The sequence below is a fragment of the Dellaglioa sp. CoH-57-MRSF-21 genome, assembly GCF_056781915.1.
The window spans coordinates 1-266 of record NZ_JBXAXU010000203.1 but is presented as its reverse complement, the minus strand read 5'-3'; the positions used below and the strand labels follow the sequence as shown (position 1 = coordinate 266).

The window sequence follows — 266 nt, the reverse complement described above, 5'->3', positions numbered from 1 at the left end:
GTGTGCGCCTAAATTTCGTGCCCCCTGTCAGGAACCGGTCAATGAACGTGGAGCGCTTCATCCACGGGCCAGTGCGTGAAGAACTGCGGCGCTGCCTGCTGCTTGAATCCGGCACCAGCCGAGATAAGCCGTTTAAGGACGTGAATATCCTACTCGGCTATGAATCCCACATTTTTGAGATTCACGGAGACGGGACCGTGGTTGAGGCCGCTTACGACTATGCTGCGATCGGGAGCGGTGCTGAATACGCGCTTGGGGCCATGTAC

General features: G+C 57.1%; 1 protein-coding gene. It reads left to right on the top strand.

Going from position 1 to position 266, the window contains the following annotated elements; translation table 11 throughout:
• Nucleotides 1-41: 41 nt before the first annotated feature.
• Nucleotides 42-266: hypothetical protein (locus AC1RPQ_RS08535; protein ID WP_481762353.1), on the top strand; the 225-nt coding region annotated here is incomplete at its 3' end.